The following is a 15,409-nucleotide window of genomic DNA, read 5'->3' as shown; positions in this document are numbered from 1 at the left end:
CTTGTCGACAAGCGAAGGATCAACGAGCTCGTGAGCAGCAAGGTCCCCCCGATCATCCTCAACAACGGCGTCGAGATGCCCCAGCTGGGGTTCGGCGTGTGGCAGGTGCAGGACGACGAGGCCGAGCGGGCCGTCGCCACCGCACTGGAGGCCGGGTACCGCAGCATCGACACCGCCGCGGCCTACGGCAACGAAGAAGGCACCGGCCGGGCCATCGCGGCCTCCGGTCTGCCCCGCGAAGACGTCTTCGTCACCACCAAGCTCTGGAACAGCGACCACGGGTACGACGCCACGCTGCGCGCCTTCGACACGTCGCTCACCAAGCTGGGACTCGACTACGTCGACCTCTACCTGATCCACTGGCCGCTGCCCGCCAGGGACACCTATGTCGACACCTACAAGGCGCTCGAGAAGCTGTACGCCGACGGCCGGGCCCGTGCCATCGGCGTGTCCAACTTCCTTCCGGAGCACCTGCGTCGGCTGACCGCCGAGACCTCCGTCATCCCGGCGGTCAACCAGATCGAGCTGCACCCCCACCTGCAGCAGCACGCGGCACGGGAGTACCACGCGGAGCTGGGCATCGCGACCGAGGCGTGGTCGCCGCTCGGCCAGGGCAAGGGGCTGCTCGAGGTGCCGGCGATCGTGGCCATCGGGCAGAAGCACAACCGCACTCCCGCCCAGGTGGTACTGCGCTGGCACATCCAGCAGGGCACCATCGTGATCCCGAAGTCCGTGACGCCGTCGCGGATCAAGGAGAACATCGAAGTGTTCGACTTCCACCTGGACGACGAGGATCTGGCGGCGATCGGCGCGCTCAACGAGGACCGGCGGATCGGTCCCGACCCGGCGACGTTCGACATGGCCTGACGCCCGCCACGAGCCGGCCGCACACCGGGGCACCCGGTGCCGCGGCCGGCTCGCGCCGTGTCCGGACGGCGCGTTCAGACGGTGTGGGCGTCGGCGTGGACGACGTCGAACTCCTCCAGGGCGACCACCGAGACATGGGCCTTGGCGGCGCCCTCGTGACGGACGGCGGCCTGGGCCGCGCGGGAGGCCGCCAGGGCGTGCCGGTCGGTGAAGAGGGTGCCCGCGAGGCCGCGGCCGCGTTCGCGGTCCAGGAGGAGGGCCGTGCGGGCCAGACCGGGCACGTTCTCCAGCCGGGGCAGCGCCGCCGTGTGGAAGGTGTCGGCGAGCAGGTCCGCGTCCCTGGGATCGAATTCCAGCCGCGCGACGCGCAGTGCGCCGTCGACGACGGGCCGCGGCAGGGCGTGGTAGACGGCGGCCCAGTAGTGCTCGACCGCCACGGAGGCCGCGAACGGCTCCAGCAGCGCCGGCCGCCGCTCGCGCATCACCTCGTCGCTGTTGGCCTGCGCCTCCTCGGACTCCCACCAGCTCAGCGTGAGCAGTTTGCCCAGCTCCCGGTCGACGAAGACGCCCGCGCCCCGGTAGCCGGGCCGTTCCTCCAGCAGATCGCGGCCCTGGCTGTCCAGGGCGCGCAGGGCCGAGTCCAGCCGGGCCGGGTCACCGGTCGCGTACACGGTGCGAACGAACATGACGCCTCGCCTCCCGGGTGCGGACACCGCCGACGCGCTGTCGGACAGTTGCCGATCCGTCCGGTGACTCCAGTCTTGCCATCGGAGCAAACCGCCGCAATCCGCATGAGTTTCGGGAGTTGGCAACCCGAGGGTTGACGCGAGCATGGCAGCTACGCCACGGTGGTGCGGCCCGGTAAGGAAACTTTCCTAACAGAAGGGTCCCCCACAGTGCGTCTTCGAACACTGACCCTCGCCATGGCCTCCGGGGCCGCCCTGCTCGCCGCCGGCCTGATGCCCGCGAACGCGCTCGCCACGCCCGCCCCCAAGACCGCCCAGGAGGGCTCGGTCAGCGCGGCCGACCTGCTCGCCAAGGTCAAGTCCTGCTCGCAGATATCCAGCGGCAAGTACAAGACCGACGAGGAGACCTCGGCCACGGTCCCCGTGTGCGGCAAGAACGGCGCGGTGTTCTGGAAGGCCGACATGGACATCGACTGCGACGGCCAGCGCACCACCAACTGCAACGAGGACCGCGACCCCTGGTTCCAGGACGACACCGCCTTCCACCAGTCGGACGGCAAGCCGCTGAAGTCCGAGTCGCTGCCCTACGTGGTGGTGCCCAGCACCAGCGGCATCTGGAACTACTCCGACGCCGGGATCAAGGGCGGCGGCGTGGTCGCCGTGATCTACGACAACAAGGTGGAGTACGCCGTCGTCGGCGACACCGGCCCCCAGGACATCATCGGCGAGGCGTCGTACGCCACCGCCAAGGCGCTGGGCATCGACCCCGACCCGGCGACCGGCGGGGCGGACTCGGGCGTGACCTACATCCTGTTCAAGAACTCCAAGGTCTCCCCCATCGAGAGCCACAGCGCCGCCGTCTCCCTCGGTGACCAGCTGGCCAAGCAGTTCCTGGCCAACAACTGAGGCCGGCCGCCCGTCAGTTGGGCTGACCCAGCGGGCGTACGACCACGGTGTCGACGTCGACCCCGGCCGGCTGCCGGATCGCCCAGACGACGGAGTCGGCGATCTGCTCGGCGGTCGGAAGGCGCCCTGGGGGCAGGCTGCCGTAGCCGTCCCAGAAGGGGGTCTCCGCCCGGCCGGGGGCGACCGGTGTCACCCCGATGCCGAACTCCGGGGAGTCCATCACGTGGAGCACTCTCGAAGTCAAGCGCCTGCCACGCGGCTTCAGACGGGTCGTACCGCCGTGTGCACCGTGTGCGCGGACAGCACGAAGACGTCCGGCCGCCGATGGACGCTCGCGGGGTCGGCGGGATCCAGCAGACGGTCCAGGGTGTCCCGGTCCTCGGCGGTCAGCGCGTCGCCGAAGCCGTCGCGCAGCCGGCCGAGGGAGGCCGCGACGTAGGAGCGGGTCCGGTCGGTGGCCGGGGCGGGCAGGTCCAGCAGGAAGCTGCGGGTCCCGGTGTGCCGCAGGCCCGCTGCGGTCAGCAGCGCGGGCCAGTCCTCGATCTCGGCGACGGAACCCGGCAGTTCGGCGCGCATCCGGGCGAACCACTCCTCCTCCAGCGCGTCGAGCCGTGCTCCGAGGCCCGGGCGGCCGATCCCGATGTCCCGGGGCAGGAAACGGGACGGCAGGCCGCCTTCGAGGATGGCCAGGGTGCCACCGGGGGCGAGGCGGCGGGCGAACGCGGTGAGCGCGGCCCGCTGGTCGCCGAGGTGGTGCAGGCTGCGGCTCGCCCACAGCAGACCGGCCGGCTGCTCCAGCTTCTCCAGTACCTCGGGGAGTTCTCCGGTGAGGGTGTCGAAGCGGTCGCCGAAGCCCTGGTCGGCGGCGCGGGCACGGGCGCGGTCCAGCAGCGGGGCGGTGCCGTCCACGGCGACGACCCGGGCGCCGGGGAAGGTCCGGGCGAACAGGCACGACAGCACTCCGGGTCCGCTGCCCGCGTCCACGATCAGCCCCGGCTCGGGGACCTCGTCGGCGAGCCAGCCGAGGGCCTGCTCGTACAGCGGGCCGAACAGCTCCGCCTGGGCCTCCAGCAGCGGGGCCATCTCGTTCCAGTCGATGTCCGTGCCGTTGCCGTGTCCGTGACCGTGACCGTGGCCCTGCCCATGGCCGTGCTCGGTGCCGTGCTGGTGATCGTGCGCCATGGCGGTCAGCCTCTCTTCCGGGTGCCGCAAGAGTGCGACGGCACACCGCGCGATGGCAACTTCCGTTGCCGATACGGCAAAACCGCCGCGCCCTGCCCGCCGCGGAAAAACCGGATGCCCCGGCCACCCGCGGTCGCCCAGGATGACCGCATGGACAACGACATGGTGGAGCGGTTCCTCGCCGACGGTTTCGTGAAGATCGAGGGCGCGGTGCCACCACGGGTCGCCGAGGACTGCGCCCGACTGCTGTGGCGGGAGACCGGGTACGACCCGCAGGATCCCGCCGGCTGGAAGGAACCGGTGGTGCGGATCGCCGGCATGGCGCAGGGGCCGTTCGCGGCCGCCGCCAACTCCCCCGTCCTGCACGAGGCGTTCGACTTGCTGGTGGGAGAGCGGCGCTGGGTGCCCCGGTATTCGCTGGGCACGTTCCCGCTGCGCTTCCCGCACCCCGAGGACCCGGGTGACGCCGGCTGGCACATCGAGGGGAGCTATCTGCCCGAGGGCGCGACCTGGTACCACACCAATCTGCGTTCCAGGGACCGGGCCTTGCTGATGCTGTTCCTGTTCAGCGAGGTGACCCCGGAGGACGCCCCGACCCGCATCCGGGTCGGCTCGCATCTGGACGTACCGCCGCTGCTGGAGCCGTACGGCGAGGCCGGGGTGTCGGGGCTGGACATCGCGCCGGCGCTGGTCGAGGCGAGCGCGCACCGGCCGCTCGCCCTGGCCACCGGGCAGCCCGGCGACGTCTACCTGTGCCATCCGTTCCTGGTGCACGCGGCGCAGCCGCACCGCGGCACCCGGCCGCGTTTCATGGCGCAGCCGCCGCTGGACCCGGCGGTGCCGTACGAGCTGGACCGGCCGGACGGGGCGTACTCGCCGGTGGAGAAGGCGATCCGCCGGGGGCTGGGCCGCTGACCCGTCCCCCGGCGGTGCCGTCGCCTCAGTCCTTGGCCACGAGGTCCCGGAGGGCGGTGTTGAGCTCCAGGACGTTCACCCGGGGTTCGCCGATGAAGCCGAGGGTGCGGCCGGTGGTGTGCTCCTCGACCAGCTTGTCGACCTCGGCCACCGGCAGCCCGTTGCGTGCGGCGACCCGGTGGACCTGGAGGTCGGCGTAGGCCGGGGAGATGTCGGGGTCGAGACCGGAGCCGGAGGAGGTGACGGCGTCGGCGGGGACCTGGGAGGGACGCACGGTGTACCCGGGCACGGAGTTGTCCTTGACGATCTTCGCCTTGGCGGCCTCGACCGCCTGGACGAGTTTCGGGTTGTCGGCGGCCAGGTTGGTCGCTCCCGAGACCTCCAGCTTGTACCGCGTGTTGAGGGAGTTGCTGCCGAGGCCGCCGGCCGGGCGGGGCTGGAAGTACTGCGGGCCGTAGCCCTGCTGGCCGATGAGGGAGGACCCGACGACCTTGCCGTGCGAGCGGATCTCGGAGCCGTTGGCCTGGTGGGGGAAGAGCCCCTGGGCGACCCCGGTGAGGGCCAGCGGGTAGATCACGCCGGTGAGCACCGTGAGGACGATCAGGGCGCGCAGGCCCGCGGTGAGCAGACGGGCGGTGTTCGCAAAGGAGTTGGTCATGTCCTTCACCCGATCCCGGGGATCAGCGAGATGAGCAGGTCGATGATTTTGATGCCGAGGAACGGGGCGATCAGGCCGCCGATGCCGTAGACGGCGAGGTTGCGGCGCAGCATCCGGTCCGCGCTCATCGGCCGGTACCGCACGCCCCGCAGGGACAGCGGCACCAGCGCGACGATGATCAGCGCGTTGAAGACGACGGCCGACAGGATCGCGGAGCTCGGCGAGGACAGCTGCATGATGTTGAGCTTGTCCAGGCCCGGGTAGACGGCGGCGAACAGCGCCGGGATGATCGCGAAGTACTTGGCGACGTCGTTGGCGATGGAGAACGTCGTCAACGCGCCCCGAGTGATGAGGAGTTGCTTGCCGATCTCGACGATCTCGATCAGTTTGGTCGGGTTGGAGTCGAGGTCGACCATGTTGCCGGCCTCCTTGGCGGCCGACGTGCCCGTGTTCATCGCCACGCCGACGTCCGCCTGCGCGAGGGCCGGGGCGTCGTTGGTGCCGTCGCCGGTCATCGCGACCAGTTTGCCGCCCGCCTGCTCGCGCTTGATGAGGGCCATCTTGTCCTCGGGGGTGGCCTCGGCGAGGAAGTCGTCCACGCCCGCCTCCCGCGCGATCGCCTTCGCGGTCAGCGGGTTGTCGCCGGTGATCATCACCGTTTTGATGCCCATGCGGCGCAGTTCCTCGAACCGTTCCCGCATGCCCTCCTTGACGACGTCCTTGAGGTGGATGACGCCGAGGACGCGGGCGCCGCGTGCGTCGTGCACGGCGACGAGCAGGGGGGTGCCGCCGGCCTCGGAGATCCGGTCGGCGATCCGGTCGGCGTCGGCGCCGGCGTCGCCGCCCTGCTCCTTCACCCAGGCGACGACCGAAGCGGCGGCGCCCTTGCGGACCCTGCGCCCGGCGACGTCCACCCCGGACATCCGGGTCTGGGCGGTGAAGGCGATCCACTCGGCGTTCGCGAGTTCGCCCTGGTGGCGTTCGCGCAGCCCGTACCGCTCCTTGGCCAGGACGACGACCGAGCGGCCCTCGGGCGTCTCGTCGGCGAGGGAGGACAGCTGGGCGGCGTCGGCGACCTCGGCCTCGGTGGTGCCCGCGACCGGAACGAACTCGGCGGCCTGGCGGTTGCCGAGGGTGATGGTGCCGGTCTTGTCCAGGAGCAGGGTGGAGACGTCGCCCGCCGCCTCCACCGCGCGGCCCGACATGGCGAGCACATTGCGCTGGACCAGGCGGTCCATGCCGGCGATGCCGATCGCGGAGAGCAGCGCGCCGATCGTGGTCGGGATCAGGCAGACCAGCAGGGCCACCAGGACCACCAGGGTCAGATGGGTGCCCGCGTGGTCGGCGAACGGCGGCAGGGTGGCGCAGGCCAGCAGGAAGACGATGGTCAGCGAGGCCAGCAGGATGTTGAGGGCGATCTCGTTGGGGGTCTTCTGCCGGGCCGCGCCCTCGACCAGGCGGATCATGCGGTCGATGAAGGTGTCGCCGGGCTCGGTGGTGATCCGTACGACGATCCGGTCGGACAGCACCTTGGTGCCGCCGGTGACGGCGCTGCGGTCGCCGCCGGACTCGCGGATGACCGGTGCGGACTCGCCGGTGATCGCCGACTCGTCCACCGAGGCGACACCCTCGACGACATCGCCGTCGCCGGGGATGATGTCGCCGGCCTCGCAGACCACCAGGTCGCCGATGACCAGCCCGGTGCCCGGTATTCGTTCCTCGGCCTGGCCGGTGAGCCGGCGGGCGACGGTGTCGGTCTTCGCCTTGCGCAGCGTGTCGGCCTGGGCCTTGCCGCGGCCCTCGGCGACCGCCTCCGCGAGGTTGGCGAAGACGACCGTCAGCCACAGCCAGGCGCTGATGGTCCAGCCGAACCAGTCGCCCGGATCGGTGCAGGAGAAGACGGTGGTCAGGACCGATCCGATCCACACCACGAACATCACGGGGGACTTCACCATCACCCGGGGGTCGAGCTTGCGCAGCGCCTGGGGCAGGGACGTGACCAGCTGCCCGGGATCGAAGAGACCGGCCCCGACGCGGCTCTCCGCGGGCCGCTGCCCGGCGGGCGCGTCCTGGTGGGGCGCAAGGGTGGAAGTGGACATCGCGTCCTCGTGGCTTTCCGTTCGGGTCGTCATCACGCAAGCCCTTCGGCGAGCGGTCCCAGCGCGAGCGCCGGGAAGTACGTGAGACCGGTGATGATCAGGATCGCGCCGACCAACAGGCCGGTGAACAACGGCTTTTCGGTGCGCAGGGTGCCCGCCGTGACCGGCACCGGCCGCTGCCCGGCGAGCGAGCCGGCCAGCGCCAGCACGAACACCATCGGCACGAAGCGGCCCAGCAGCATCGCCAGTCCGGTCATGGTGTTGAACCAGTCGGTGTTGGCGTTCAGACCGGCGAAGGCCGAACCGTTGTTGTTCGCCGCGGAGGTGAAGGCGTACAGCACCTCGGAGAAGCCGTGCGCGCCGGGGTTGAGCGCGGAGTTCGGCGGGGTCGGCAACGCCATCGACGCGGCGGTGAAGACCAGCACGAGTGCCGGCGTGACGAGGATGTAGCAGGCGGCGAGTTTCATCTCGCGCGCGCCGATCTTCTTGCCCAGGTACTCGGGGGTGCGGCCGACCATGAGACCGGCGATGAAGACCGCGATCACCGCCATGACGAGGATGCCGTAGAGGCCGGAGCCGACGCCGCCGGGCGCTATCTCGCCCAGCATCATGCCGAGCATGGTGATGCCCCCGCCGAGGCCGGTGAAGGAGGAGTGGAAGGAGTCCACCGCACCGGTCGAGGTCAGCGTCGTGGCCACCGCGAAGATCGAGGAGCCGCCGACGCCGAAGCGGACCTCCTTGCCCTCCAGGGCACCGCCCGCGGCCTGGAGCGCCGGGCCGTGGTGGGCGAACTCGGTCGCCATCATCAGCGCGGTGAACCCGAGCCAGATGGTGCCCATGGTGGCGAGGATGGCGTAGCCCTGGCGTGCCGAGCCGGTCAGCACACCGAAGGTGCGGGTCAGGGAGAACGGGATGACGAGGATCAGGAAGATCTCGAGGAGGTTGGTGAACGGCGTGGGGTTCTCGAAGGGGTGGGCCGAGTTGGCGTTGAAGTAGCCGCCGCCGTTGGTACCCAGTTCCTTGATGGCTTCCTGGGAGGCGACCGCGCCGCCGTTCCACTGCTGCGAGCCGCCCATGAACTGGCCGACCTCGTGGATGCCGGAGAAGTTCTGGATCGCCCCGCACGCGACCAGGACCACCGTGGCGACGGCGGCGACCGGCAGGAGGACGCGCAGGGTGCCGCGCACCAGGTCGGACCAGAAGTTGCCGAGTTCACCGGTACGGGAGCGGGAGAAGCCGCGTACGAGCGCCACCGCGACGGCCATTCCGACGGCGGCGGAGACGAAGTTCTGCACGGCCAGACCGGCGGTCTGCACGACGTGCCCCATCGTCTGCTCACCGGAGTACGACTGCCAGTTGGTGTTGGTCACGAACGAGACGGCCGTGTTGAACGACTGCGACGGGCTCACCGAGGCGAAGCCCAGCGAGCCGGGCAGGAAGCCCTGCAGGCGCTGGAGGAGGTAGAGGAACAGGACGCTCACGGCCGAGAAGGCGAGCAGGGCCCGCAGATACGCGGGCCAGGTCATCTCGGCGTCCGGGTCGGCTCCGATGCCCCGGTAGAACCAGCGTTCCACCCGCAGGTGCCGGCGGGAGGAGTAGACCCGGGCCATGTAGGTGCCCAGGGGAACGTAGACGAGTGCGAGAGCGCCGGTGAGGGCGAGTAGCTGGAGCACGCCTGCCAGTACGGGACCCATATGCCGTCTCAGAACCTCTCCGGGTAAATCAGGGCGAGGACGAGATAACCCAGGAGGGCGACGGCCACGACCAGGCCGACGATGTTCTCGGCGGTCACAGCTTCGTCACCCCCCTGGCGACGAGGACCACGAGCGCGAAGGCCGCGACCATGGTGACGACGAAGGCCAGATCGGCCATCGTGAACTCCTGGGATGAGTCTCGGAACAACGGACGCTCCGAGGAAACCTCTCCCCTGGCCGGATCCGGACCCCCGTTGACGGCCCTCTTACGGCGGCGCGGCTCGCTTTGACGTGTCTCTTACGACGGCCGGGCCGTGCGCCGTCCGGAGATGACCGGAGATCGGTCCATGATCGGTTTGCGGAAGGCGCACAGGGTGAAGAGCGGGTCCGGGCGGCGCCGGTCCTGGTCCGGGAGCCCGGCGAGACGGGCGGCGTAGCGCTCGGTGCGGGGGTCGTCGGGAGGCAGCCGGGTGAACCAGCCGCGGCGCAGGTCGGCGATGGTGCCGCGGCGGCTGCGGCCCTGGCCGACGCCCCGGAAGACGGCCCGGCCGGCGGGGGTGAGCCCGTGCCGGGCGGCGTACGCGGTGACCTTGTCCGCGGCGTCCTCGGCGGGCCGTACCGGGCGGTCGGCGAGGACGGCGTCGATGTCGCTGCCCACGTCGTGTGCGGCGGCCTTGTCGACGGTGGTGACGTACACCCCGCCGGGCCGCAGGACGCGGGCGCACTCGGCGACGACGGCGCGCACCTCCTCGGGGCCGTCCGGCAGGTGCAGCAGCCAGATGCTGGTGACGGCGTCGAAGGTGGCGGCGGGAAAGGGCAGCCGGCGGCTGTCGGCGCGGACGACCGCGCCGGGCAGGCGGGCGGCGGCCATCCGGGTCATGGCGGGGGCGAGGTCCGCGCCGGTCACCCGGAGCGCGGGGCGGCCGACGGCGATCTCGCGGGTGACGATGCCGGTGCCGCAGGCGAGGTCGAGGAGGCGGCGGGGACCGTCGGGTATGAGCCCGAGGACGGCGGCCGCGGCGGCTTGGGCGCGGGCCTCGCCGCCGCGGGAGGCGTCGTAGGCGTCGGCTTCCTTGTCGTAATCGAGCACGGCCCTCAGTGTGCGTTGTGGCTCGGGGCGATGTCCTCCACCTTCCGGGCGAGCGTGAAGTCCTTCTCGGTGAGGGCTCCGCCGGCGCTGTGGGTGGTGACGGCGAGGGCGACGCTGTGGTAGCCGAGGGTGCAGTCGGAGTGGTGGTCCAGCTCGTCCTGGATACGGGCGATGTGGACGACCAGGGCGGCCGCGGCGAAGTGCGAGGCGAGCCGGTAGGTGCGGGTGAGCCGGCCGCCGTCCGCGGACCATGCGGGGAGTTCGGCGAGCCGCTCCTCGATCTCCTTCTGCGACAGCGGTTCGACGGCCATGGCACGGTCTCCCTTCGGGAAGGCACGGGACGGGATCTCAGCCTGCCACGCGCGGGCCCGGGCCACGCGGGCGACGCGGCGGGGCACGGCCGGTCGTGGTGGTGCGCGCTTCTCGTTTAGGGTCGGGGCATGACCATGGTCGCCGCCGAAGCCTCCGTGTCCACCGCCACCGACGGCAAGGGGGTGGGACCGCTGCTGCGCGCCTGGCGGGAGCGGCGCCGCATCTCCCAGCTGGAGCTGGCCCTGCGGGCGGACTCCTCCGCCCGGCACATCTCCTTCGTGGAGACCGGCCGGTCCCGGCCGAGCGAGGAGATGGTGCTGCGGCTCGCCGAGCACCTGGACGTGCCGGTGCGGGAGCGCAACGCGCTGCTGCTGGCCGCCGGTTACGCCCCGCGCTATCCGGAGACCCCGCTGGACGATCCCGCGCTGGCCGCGCTGCGCGACGGCATGGAGCGGCTCATCCAGGGCTACGAGCCGTATCCGGCGCTGGTGGTGGACGCGGGGTACACCGTCGTCGCCGCCAACCGGGGCATCGCGATGCTGCTGGACGGGGTGCCCGAGGAACTGCTGCGGCCGGCGCCGAACGCGATGCGGCTGACGCTGCACCCCGAGGGACTCGCGCCGCGGATCCGGAACCTGCGGGAGTGGCGCGGGCATCTGCTGGTCCAGATGGAACGCCAGCTCGCCCTGCACCGCTCGGACCAACTCCGCGCGCTGTACGAGGAGGTGACGGCGTATCCGGTGCCCGAGGACGCGCCGGGCGAGGAGCCGGACGAGCCGGTGCCGTACTTCGCGCTGCCGATGCGGATCGAGCACGAGGGCCGCGTCCTGTCCTTCGTGTCCTCCATCTCCACCTTCAACACGCCGATGGACATCACCGTCGCCGAACTGGCCATCGAGACGTTCCTGCCCGCGGACGCGGCGACCACCAAGTACCTGCACACGCTTGTGGGTTGACCATGCTGTGATCCTTTCGTCCGGTCGATCTGCTGTGCGATCCGGTCCCGCGTGACAGACTGCTGCGCGCGTAGGGCGGCGCACAGGGGAGGGCGTGGCGTGAGTGAGCGGCGGGCTGCGCCCACCGTGGGCCAGGTGGTGCTCGGCAAGCGGTTGCAGGAACTGCGGGAGGCCGCGGGGCTCGGCCGCGAGGAGGCCGCCCGGGTGCTGCGGGTGGCGGCGGCGACGGTACGACGCATGGAGACGGCCGAAGTCGCCCTGAAAATACCGTACTTGCAGATGCTGCTGGACACCTACGGGGTGCCGCGGGAGGAGGCGGCCGCGTTCGTGCGGCTGGCCGAGGAGGCCAACCAGCCGGGCTGGTGGCAGCGGTTCCACGATGTGCTGCCGGACTGGTTCAGCCTGTACGTCAGCCTGGAGGGCGCCGCCCGCATCATCCGCTCCTACGAGCCGCACTTCGTGCCCGGTCTGCTCCAGACGGAGGCGTACGCCCGGGCGGTGCTGGAGGCGGGGACGATCGGGCAGACCGAGCCGCACGCCATCGAGCGGCACGTGTCGCTGCGGATGGAGCGGCAGCGGCTACTGGAGCGCGAGAATCCCCCGCACCTGTGGGTGATCATGGACGAGACGGTGTTCAGGCGTCCGGTGAGCGTCTCCCCCGATGTGCTGCGCGACCAGCTGGACCGGCTGCTGGAGTACGCCGGACGGGACGGGATCACGCTCCAGATCGCCGAGTTCGCGGCGGGCCCGCACCCGGGGACGTACGCGCCGTTCACACTGTTCCGGTTCGCCGAGCCGGAGTTGCCGGACATGGTGTTCACCGAGTACCTGACCGGCGCCCTGTACCTGGACGCGCGCCAGGAGGTCGCCGCGCACCTGGAGGTGCTGGACCACATGACGGCCCGGGCCGCCTCGGCGCGGCGTACGCGGGAGATCCTGCGGGAGTACCGCGCCCGGCTGTGAGGGCCGGTCGCGCGCGGCCCGGGGGGGGGCATCGGTGCCGCGCTCCGGAGCGGGGCGCGGCACCGAGGTCCCGGCGGATCAGGCGAGTTCCGCGGTGAGGGTGATGGTCGTGCCGGCGAGGGCCTGGCTGACCGGGCAGTTCTTCTTGGCGTCCTCGGCGGCCGACTGGAAGCCCTGCGCGTCCAGGCCGGGCACCTCGCCGCGCACGGTGAGGTGGATGCCGGTGATGCCCTCGCCGGGCTGGAAGGTGACGTCGGCCTTGGTCTCCAGCCGGGTGGGCGGGGTGCCGGCGCCGGCCAGGCCGTGGGAGAGGGCCATGGAGAAGCAGCTGGAGTGGGCGGCGGCGATCAGTTCTTCGGGGCTGGTCTTGCCGTTGGCCTGCTCGGCGCGCGACGGCCAGGACACCGGCTGCTCGCCGATGCCCGAGGAGTCGAAGGTGACGAGGCCCTTGCCCTCAAGAAGGTTGCCTTCCCAGACGGTGTGCGCGGTGCGCGTGGTAGCCACGATGGTTCCTTTCACGAGGGATCGCTCCCGTTGCCGGGTGTCCGTGGCCCCTATCCGATCACATCCGGGCGGCGGACGCGGAGGGGAGGGCGGTGGTACGGCGACGCGTCGTCAGGCCGCCCGCTCGTCCTGCGTGTCCTCGTCGGGTACGGCGGTGAGCGGGACCTCGGGGCCGGACAGCTCGCCGAGCCAGCGGCGCAGCACCTGGTGCACCTGCTCGGCGCCGGTCAGCCGCTCCCCGTCCGGGACCGGCGCGGACAGGTCCACCGGGGAAAGCAGGAACGGGCGGGACTGCGCGCCGCCGAGCCCGCCGTGGGAGCCGATCTGCTCCTCGAAGGCGAGGACCTCGCCGTCGGCGGGATCGTATGCGGAATTCACCATGATGTCGGCGGTGTGCGGGAACGCGTGGGTCCGGCGTACCGCCTCGACGGCGCCGGGTCCGAACCGCGCCAGCGGCCCCGGGTCCCGGTCGAGGCGGGCCAGCGGGATCTCGGTGCCGTACGGGCCCAGCACCACGCCGCCGTGCTCGGCGCTGGCCACCAGCAGGAAGCCGATGCCCGGGTGGTTGGCGAGGGTGGTGAGCAGGGCGGGATGACGGGCGTCGATCTCCTCCTTGGTCATGCGGTGGCGCACGTCGGGGAAGGAGATCAGCCCCAGGTTGCCGGAGGCCAGCACGACGGGCTCGCTGTGCCGGGCCGGCCGGTGGCGCTCGCCCCCCTCCTCGACGGGCCGGTGCAGGGCGGCCCGTACGGCGGCCCGGGCCTCGGCGCCGCTGTGGGTGCGCTCGGCCCGGCGCGGCACGTGCAGCCCGCAGCCGGCCCGTACGAGGTCGGCGAGGGTGAGTCCGTAGCGGGACCGGAAGGTCTCGCCAGGGCTCTGCCCGTGGTCGGACAGGACGACGATGCGGTACGGGCGCGGGGCGTGGTCGGCGACCCGTTCGAGCAGGGCGAGGCAGCGGTCGAGGCGCCTGAGGACCTTCTCGGCGTCCCGGCTGTGCGGGCCGGAGTGATGGGCCACCTCGTCGTAGGCGACGAGGTCGGCGTAGACGGCGGTGCGCCCCGCGAGCATGTCGCCCATCACCGCGGCGACCACGACGTCCCGCTCGACCACGGTCGCGAAGGCGCGGACCAGGGGGTAGAGGCCGCCGCGGGAGACCCGGGGGCGCTGCTTGCGCAGCCGGGCGCGGGTGGACTCGCCGATCTCGCGGACCACCTCGGCGATGAAGGACAGGGCGGTGCGGACGGCGTTGGCCGGGTCGGAGAAGTAGGCGAAATAGCCGGCGCGGGAGCGGTTCTCCCGGCCGCGGCGGCGGGCCGCGATGGAGAGGACGAGGGCCTGTTCCCCGGCGCCGCCGCTGAAGAGGTTGCCGCGGCTGGCGCCGTCCTCGGTGAGCAGTCCGCCGTCGCCCGTATGCGCTATGGCACGCCGCTGGAGCTCGGCGGCGCTGGTCGGTCGATTGCACACCATCACCTCCCCGCGGTCCTTCTCGTACCAGCGGAAGGCGGGCACGTCGAAGGTGCTGCCGTGGAGGATGCCGAGTTGGCTGGCGCCGGTCTGGCTGGACCAGTCGGTGTACCAGGGGGTGAGGCGGTGGGTCGGTCGTGGTCCGTCGGCGGTCGGAAGGGGGGCGGTCGGGTCGGGGGGTGGGGTGATGAGGGCGGTCGGCTGTATACAGTCGCCCGCCGACCGCGGACCGTCGCCGTCGGTCGGCTGCCGCGCATCGTCGAGCGCCGATCGCATACGGTCGGCTGCCGACAGCGTGCCGTCGACGGTCGATTGCATACCGTCGACCGTCGTTCGTCCGCTGTCGGCCGTCGATTGCATACCGCCGCCCCCCAACGACACCCCCTCACCCCCCGCCAACCACCGCCCCACCGTAGGCATCAGTCCCCTGCCCACCGCCTCCCTGAGCACCTCATGTCCCACCCCGTCGAGCTGGAGGAACACAAGGCCGGGTGTCACGGGACAGGGCGGATCGGTTCTGCGCCGGTGGCGGCGTGTGGCGAGGCGGTGCAGGCGGCGCCGGTAGGCCTCGTCGTCGCGCACGGCGAGGGCACCGCCGGTGGCCGAGGCGACGGCGGACATCACGGCGGCCACGATCACCGCGGTCTCCGGCGCGGCCGCGCCCCGCGCGGAGGGGTTGAGGCGCAGGGCGACCAGCAGCAGGGAGCCGTTGAGGAAGAAGACCAGCAGGCCGAGGACGAGGGCCGGGACGAGCAGCAGCAGCCGGACCAGCAGCGGCCACACCACGGCGGACAGGATGCCGAACGCGCCGGCGCCGCACGCGGCGGTGAGGGCGATCCGGGTGGCGCTGTCGCCGTCGGCGGACTGGAGCCGGAAGTCGGGCAGGACCAGCGCCAGGAGGAGCATGGTGAGGGTGGAGACGGCCCATACGGCGACGCTGCGCCCGATCTGACTGGCGATCCGCCGCCACCGTACGCCCCGCACTCCCGCGCTTCCTCCGTTCCGGCCCTCCCCCGCCCTGCGGCGCGGGATCCTGCGCCCGGTTCGCTGGGGCGACCGGGCCGGCATCCACCTTGTCATACCGGTCGGGAACCGCCGGAACGGGTCACCGCG

General features: G+C 71.8%; 15 protein-coding genes and 1 pseudogene. 5 read left to right on the top strand and 11 right to left on the bottom strand.

Going from position 1 to position 15,409, the window contains the following annotated elements:
• Positions 1 to 30: 30 nt before the first annotated feature.
• Positions 31 to 867: an aldo/keto reductase gene (locus ACSP97_RS29365; protein ID WP_355533003.1), complete on the top strand. Its 837-nt coding sequence runs from the start codon at positions 31 to 33 to the stop codon at positions 865 to 867.
• A 74-nt stretch (positions 868 to 941) separates the two neighbouring features.
• Here the strand turns inward: ACSP97_RS29365 and ACSP97_RS29360 are convergent, their stop codons facing one another.
• Entirely contained in the window at positions 942 to 1,553 is a 612-nt protein-coding gene (locus ACSP97_RS29360; protein WP_358675024.1) for a hypothetical protein, read from the bottom strand.
• 210 nt (positions 1,554 to 1,763) lie between these two features.
• Between ACSP97_RS29360 and ACSP97_RS29355 the strand changes: the two genes are divergently transcribed.
• Positions 1,764 to 2,459 (top strand): glycoside hydrolase family 75 protein, encoded by a 696-nt coding sequence (locus ACSP97_RS29355; protein WP_355152578.1) that lies wholly within the window; start codon positions 1,764 to 1,766, stop codon positions 2,457 to 2,459.
• 13 nt (positions 2,460 to 2,472) lie between these two features.
• Here ACSP97_RS29355 and ACSP97_RS29350 read toward each other — a convergent pair.
• Together ACSP97_RS29350 and ACSP97_RS29345 are read right to left on the bottom strand one after the other, a co-directional pair.
• Positions 2,473 to 2,667, bottom strand: a pseudogene (locus ACSP97_RS29350) (short-chain dehydrogenase); the annotation flags it as partial.
• 53 nt (positions 2,668 to 2,720) lie between these two features.
• Positions 2,721 to 3,641 carry a class I SAM-dependent methyltransferase gene (locus ACSP97_RS29345; RefSeq protein WP_355322718.1) on the bottom strand — a complete coding sequence of 307 codons (921 nt, stop codon included), beginning with the start codon at positions 3,639 to 3,641 and terminating at the stop codon, positions 2,721 to 2,723.
• Positions 3,642 to 3,791: 150 nt separating this feature from the next.
• On the opposite strand from ACSP97_RS29345, the gene ACSP97_RS29340 reads away from it, so the two are divergent.
• Positions 3,792 to 4,556, top strand: coding sequence for a phytanoyl-CoA dioxygenase family protein (locus ACSP97_RS29340; RefSeq protein ID WP_440555044.1), 765 nt, complete (start codon positions 3,792 to 3,794; stop codon positions 4,554 to 4,556).
• A 25-nt stretch (positions 4,557 to 4,581) separates the two neighbouring features.
• On the opposite strand, the gene ACSP97_RS29335 is transcribed toward ACSP97_RS29340, so the two are convergent.
• From ACSP97_RS29335 to ACSP97_RS29310, 6 genes are all read right to left on the bottom strand, one after another.
• The gene (locus tag ACSP97_RS29335; RefSeq protein WP_440555042.1) at positions 4,582 to 5,214 is read right to left on the bottom strand and encodes a potassium-transporting ATPase subunit C; all 633 of its coding nucleotides are present in this window, start codon (positions 5,212 to 5,214) and stop codon (positions 4,582 to 4,584) included.
• A 5-nt stretch (positions 5,215 to 5,219) separates the two neighbouring features.
• Entirely contained in the window at positions 5,220 to 7,313 is a 2,094-nt protein-coding gene (gene kdpB, locus ACSP97_RS29330; protein ID WP_382014171.1) for a potassium-transporting ATPase subunit KdpB, read from the bottom strand.
• A gap of 32 nt (positions 7,314 to 7,345) precedes the next feature.
• Positions 7,346 to 9,007 (bottom strand): potassium-transporting ATPase subunit KdpA, encoded by a 1,662-nt coding sequence (kdpA, locus tag ACSP97_RS29325; RefSeq protein ID WP_355532998.1) that lies wholly within the window; start codon positions 9,005 to 9,007, stop codon positions 7,346 to 7,348.
• Positions 9,008 to 9,015: 8 nt separating this feature from the next.
• Positions 9,016 to 9,105 carry a K(+)-transporting ATPase subunit F gene (gene kdpF, locus ACSP97_RS29320; RefSeq protein ID WP_018533641.1) on the bottom strand — a complete coding sequence of 30 codons (90 nt, stop codon included), beginning with the start codon at positions 9,103 to 9,105 and terminating at the stop codon, positions 9,016 to 9,018.
• 200 nt (positions 9,106 to 9,305) lie between these two features.
• Complete coding sequence (locus ACSP97_RS29315; RefSeq protein WP_440555038.1) at positions 9,306 to 10,097, bottom strand: class I SAM-dependent methyltransferase; 792 nt, start codon at positions 10,095 to 10,097, stop codon at positions 9,306 to 9,308.
• A 5-nt stretch (positions 10,098 to 10,102) separates the two neighbouring features.
• Positions 10,103 to 10,408 (bottom strand): 4a-hydroxytetrahydrobiopterin dehydratase, encoded by a 306-nt coding sequence (locus ACSP97_RS29310; protein WP_440555036.1) that lies wholly within the window; start codon positions 10,406 to 10,408, stop codon positions 10,103 to 10,105.
• A 129-nt stretch (positions 10,409 to 10,537) separates the two neighbouring features.
• On the opposite strand from ACSP97_RS29310, the gene ACSP97_RS29305 reads away from it, so the two are divergent.
• Both ACSP97_RS29305 and ACSP97_RS29300 read left to right on the top strand, forming a co-directional pair.
• Positions 10,538 to 11,365 (top strand): helix-turn-helix domain-containing protein, encoded by an 828-nt coding sequence (locus tag ACSP97_RS29305; protein ID WP_355152563.1) that lies wholly within the window; start codon positions 10,538 to 10,540, stop codon positions 11,363 to 11,365.
• Between the two features lie 99 nt (positions 11,366 to 11,464).
• Positions 11,465 to 12,328 (top strand): helix-turn-helix domain-containing protein, encoded by an 864-nt coding sequence (locus ACSP97_RS29300; RefSeq protein ID WP_355152561.1) that lies wholly within the window; start codon positions 11,465 to 11,467, stop codon positions 12,326 to 12,328.
• 78 nt (positions 12,329 to 12,406) lie between these two features.
• On the opposite strand, the gene ACSP97_RS29295 is transcribed toward ACSP97_RS29300, so the two are convergent.
• On the bottom strand, positions 12,407 to 12,832 hold the full coding sequence (locus ACSP97_RS29295; protein WP_070023483.1) for an OsmC family protein: 426 nt from the start codon (positions 12,830 to 12,832) through the stop codon (positions 12,407 to 12,409).
• A gap of 111 nt (positions 12,833 to 12,943) precedes the next feature.
• Positions 12,944 to 15,280, bottom strand: a complete 2,337-nt coding sequence (locus tag ACSP97_RS29290) for an alkaline phosphatase family protein (protein ID WP_440555032.1) — start codon at positions 15,278 to 15,280, stop codon at positions 12,944 to 12,946.
• Positions 15,281 to 15,409 lie beyond the last annotated feature (129 nt).

The sequence above is a fragment of the Streptomyces sp. SCPE 10 genome, assembly GCF_051980735.1.
Lineage (GTDB): Bacteria > Actinomycetota > Actinomycetes > Streptomycetales > Streptomycetaceae > Streptomyces > Streptomyces misionensis.
This window is presented reverse-complemented; position numbering and strand designations above follow the sequence as displayed.

Bases quoted from the DNA above. Each gene is read 5' to 3' on its own strand.
- ACSP97_RS29360 (WP_358675024.1), bottom strand. From the start codon at position 1,553: ATGTTCGTTCGCACCGTGTACGCGACCGGTGACCCGGCCCGGCTGGAC.
- ACSP97_RS29345 (WP_355322718.1), bottom strand. From the start codon at position 3,641: ATGGCGCACGATCACCAGCACGGCACCGAGCACGGCCATGGGCAGGGC.
- ACSP97_RS29340 (WP_440555044.1), top strand. From the start codon at position 3,792: ATGGACAACGACATGGTGGAGCGGTTCCTCGCCGACGGTTTCGTGAAG.
- ACSP97_RS29335 (WP_440555042.1), bottom strand. From the start codon at position 5,214: ATGACCAACTCCTTTGCGAACACCGCCCGTCTGCTCACCGCGGGCCTG.
- kdpB (WP_382014171.1), bottom strand. From the start codon at position 7,313: ATGTCCACTTCCACCCTTGCGCCCCACCAGGACGCGCCCGCCGGGCAG.
- kdpA (WP_355532998.1), bottom strand. From the start codon at position 9,007: ATGGGTCCCGTACTGGCAGGCGTGCTCCAGCTACTCGCCCTCACCGGC.
- ACSP97_RS29310 (WP_440555036.1), bottom strand. From the start codon at position 10,408: ATGGCCGTCGAACCGCTGTCGCAGAAGGAGATCGAGGAGCGGCTCGCC.
- ACSP97_RS29305 (WP_355152563.1), top strand. From the start codon at position 10,538: ATGACCATGGTCGCCGCCGAAGCCTCCGTGTCCACCGCCACCGACGGC.